Raw genomic sequence first — 3464 nt, 5'->3', positions numbered from 1 at the left:
TTTTCTTCCGTTTCCTGCTTTAGATGGAGGGAGAATTGTTTTTGTTATTTTAGAATTATTAGGAATTGAAGTTAATAAGAAATTAGAAGAAAGAGTTCATATGGTAGGAATGATAATCTTATTTGGACTTATAATTTTTGCTACAGGAAATGATGTTTTTAATATATTTGGTAGGTAGGTGAAATTTTAGTTGAATAAAAAAGAAAGAATAAAGAGAGTGGCAACAATATTATTTGCTGCAAATGGTATAAGAAATACAAAAATAGAAGATATAGCTTCTTCTATGGGAATCGCAAAAGGTGGAATGTATTATTATTACAAAAGTAAAGAGGTTTTATTAGAGGATATTATAGAAGATTCAGTTTTAAGTAGAGAAGAATTTATTGAAAATATGAAAATATTAAATTTATCTTTTAATGATAAAATTAAACTTTTCATAAAAAGAAGAATAGATTTAAAAGATGATAGATATAATTTGTTTTTATTTTCTAAAATATATGAAAATGGAGAAATTAATTTAACTAAAGATGAATATATGAAGAAAGACATTTTCTTTGGGGAGTTCTTTGATGAAAATAAAAAGTATTTAAAGGATGAGTACCAAGTGGAAATAGAAAAGATAAAACAATTTATAACAGCATCTTTAACAAGATTATTAACTATTTTAATAAATCAAACAGGAATTGTAGTTAAAGATGAAGAGTCTTATAAAAAAATGGTTTATAAATATTCTCAAATAAATTTGGATAAAGAGATTGAACTGTTTTTTAATCTGTTTTTTAAAGAAATTTTAAAATAAAAAAAGGATTTTAGTAAATTTATAGAACAAATGTTTAAATATAAGAGTAACTGTTTAAAAAATTGAAGAAAAAAAATTAATGAGGATGAAATTTACAAAGAATGTAGCAAATATGGGGAGAGATGTATAAAAAAATAGTATTTTATTACTAATTTTTTATTTGGGACATAACCAGTGCTGTATGGTAAGTATTCATCCTCAAACTCTTTGGAATAAATTTGAACACGATATTTCAAAAAAAGTCTTGAAAAATTACAAAATATCAATTATAATACATTGTTAACGAAAATAGAAAAAACAGGAGGAATGGAATGAAAAAATCAATATTAGTTGTTTCAGAAAGAAAAGAAACATTAAAGCAAGTGAGAAAAGCTTTATCAGATATTTATGAAATAATAACATTTAATAATTTATTAGATGCTTTAGATATGTTAAGAGAGAGTGACTTTGATATTGTTTTATTAGATGAGTATTTAACTTGGTTTAATTTCTCAGAAGCAAAGAGAAAATTAAATGGTATAGGTAAAGATTTCGTTGTAGTTGGATTATTAGAAGAAGAAAATGAAACTTTAATTCAAGAAATGAAAGAAGCAGATATATATAATTATTTAATAAAGCCAGTAGATGCTAAAGAAATGAATAGAATAATGATACCTGCATTAAGAAACTTAGAAATAGTAAAAGAAAAAAGAAAGTTAGAAGAGAAGCTTTCTGATACAGAAGATGAAAATGAAATTATAGGTCAGTCTACAAGAATTAAAGAAGTTAAGAACTTAATTGAAAAAGTTGCAGAAAGTGACTTGACTGTTTTAATAAATGGTGAAAATGGAGTAGGAAAAGAGTTAATTGCAAAAGAAATATTTAAGAAAAGTGATAGAAGAAAAGAAAATTATATTACAATTTCTTGTGCTTCATTACCTGAAGATTTAATTGAAAGAGAATTATTTGGTTATGAAAGAGGAGCGTTTTTAGGAGCTACTACAAGTAAAAAAGGAATATTAGAAGATGCAGATGGCGGAACAATATTCTTAGATGAAATTTCTGCTATGGACTTAAAAGCTCAAGCGAAAGTTTTAAGAGTGATCGAATATGGTGAATTTAGAAGAGTTGGAGGAAATAAATCAAGAAGAGTAGATGTTAGATTTATTGTATCTTCAAATAAAGATTTAAAAGAGGAAACAGAAAAAGGAAAATTCAGAAAAGATTTATATCATAGATTAACTGCATTCCCAATCGAAGTTCCACCTTTAAAAGATAGAAAAGATGATATCCCTATTTTAGCTAACTATTTCTTAAATAAAATAGTGAAAGATTTAAGAAGAGAGATACCTTTAATTTCTGGAGAAGCTATGAAGTACTTAATGGAATACTCTTATCCTGGAAATATTAGAGAGTTAAAAAATATGATAGAAAGAATGGTTATTCTTTGTAGTGATAGAAATATTGGAGTAGAAGATTTACCATTAGAAATAAAAATGAAATCTGATACAGTTGAAAATAAAACTGTAATTGGAGTAGGACCTTTAAAAAATATATTAGAGCAAGAAATATATGCTTTAGATGATGTTGAGAAAGTTGTAATAGCAATGGCTCTTCAAAAAACTAGATGGAACAAACAAGAGACTTCTAAATTATTAGGAATAGGAAGAACAACATTATATGAAAAAATAAGAAAATATGGATTAGATATAAAGTAAAAACTTATAAAATTTTTCTGGAGGGTTTAAAAGAATGGCAATTAGAAAGTTTAGAAAAAATATGAAACCAGTAATCTGGGTAGTAACAATATTCTTTTTAATAAGTTTAGTAGCAGGGTATGCAATGTCTTTTCAAGGACATTCAGCAGCCACAAATTCTCAAATAGCATTTAAGTTAAATGGTGAAAAAGTGACTCAGATGGAAACGCAAAGAACAATGGCTATTTTATCAGAAAATTATAACAGATACTTAGGATTTACAGTTAATCCAGAAGTTATGAATGTTATTGGTTTTAATGAAGTAATTAATAAAGAATTAACGTTGAAAATGGCTAAAGAGTTAAAATTAAAAATTTCTAGTTCTGAAATAGATGAGCAGATTGATAAAATCAAAGCTAATTTCAAAACAACGAAAGAGTTTAAAAGAGCTATTATGGCACAAGGATACACAACAAAAACTTTAGAAAATGAAATAAGAGAAAGTTTATTAATTCAAAAAGTAATTTCTGAAATAAACGATAATATTAAAGTAACGCCAACTGAAATAGAAAAATATTATAATGAGTACAAATATACTATGTATAACGGAAAATCATTAAATGATGTAAAGGGTCAAATAGAAACTACTTTAAAAACTCAAAAAGGTTCTGAAAAATATGCAATTGATTTAGCAAAAGCTAAAGAAAATATGAAGATAACAGATGTATCTCAAAATTATAAAGAGTATTTAGAAAAGAAAGAATTTGTAATTGAAGGAGTTACTGTAACAAATTTAGATTATGCTAAAAAGATATTAGGAAGTATTATTGCTAATAAAGGTGACTTAGAAAAATCTAAAGTTGAAGCAAAAAAATCTTTAACATCAGAAATAGCTCTTTTAAAAGAAGCTGAAACTAAAGGAGTTATTGTAAAAAAATATTTACCTTTAGATATGGAAATAAATGAGGCTATACAAGGGCTGTATTCAA

Annotated in this window: 3 protein-coding genes and 1 pseudogene; all 4 read left to right on the top strand. The window is 25.3% G+C overall.

The features are described from left to right. Positions 1 to 178 (top strand): annotated as a pseudogene (locus tag Q0V09_RS09375) (site-2 protease family protein); the annotation flags it as partial. A gap of 12 nt (positions 179 to 190) precedes the next feature. Continuing rightward, the gene (locus Q0V09_RS09370; protein ID WP_297488846.1) at positions 191 to 799 is read left to right on the top strand and encodes a TetR/AcrR family transcriptional regulator; all 609 of its coding nucleotides are present in this window, start codon (positions 191 to 193) and stop codon (positions 797 to 799) included. Between the two features lie 311 nt (positions 800 to 1110). Further along, positions 1111 to 2496, top strand: coding sequence for a sigma-54 dependent transcriptional regulator (locus Q0V09_RS09365; protein WP_297406712.1), 1386 nt, complete (start codon positions 1111 to 1113; stop codon positions 2494 to 2496). A 34-nt stretch (positions 2497 to 2530) separates the two neighbouring features. Beyond that, positions 2531 to 3464, top strand: a 934-nt coding sequence (locus tag Q0V09_RS09360; RefSeq protein ID WP_297488843.1) for a SurA N-terminal domain-containing protein, incomplete at its 3' end; no start/stop codon positions are given.

This window comes from uncultured Cetobacterium sp. (genome assembly GCF_947039425.1).
In the GTDB taxonomy this organism is placed as follows: Bacteria; Fusobacteriota; Fusobacteriia; order Fusobacteriales; family Fusobacteriaceae; genus Cetobacterium_A.
Note: the sequence above shows the minus strand (reverse complement) of the source record. Positions and strands in the feature narration are given on the sequence as shown.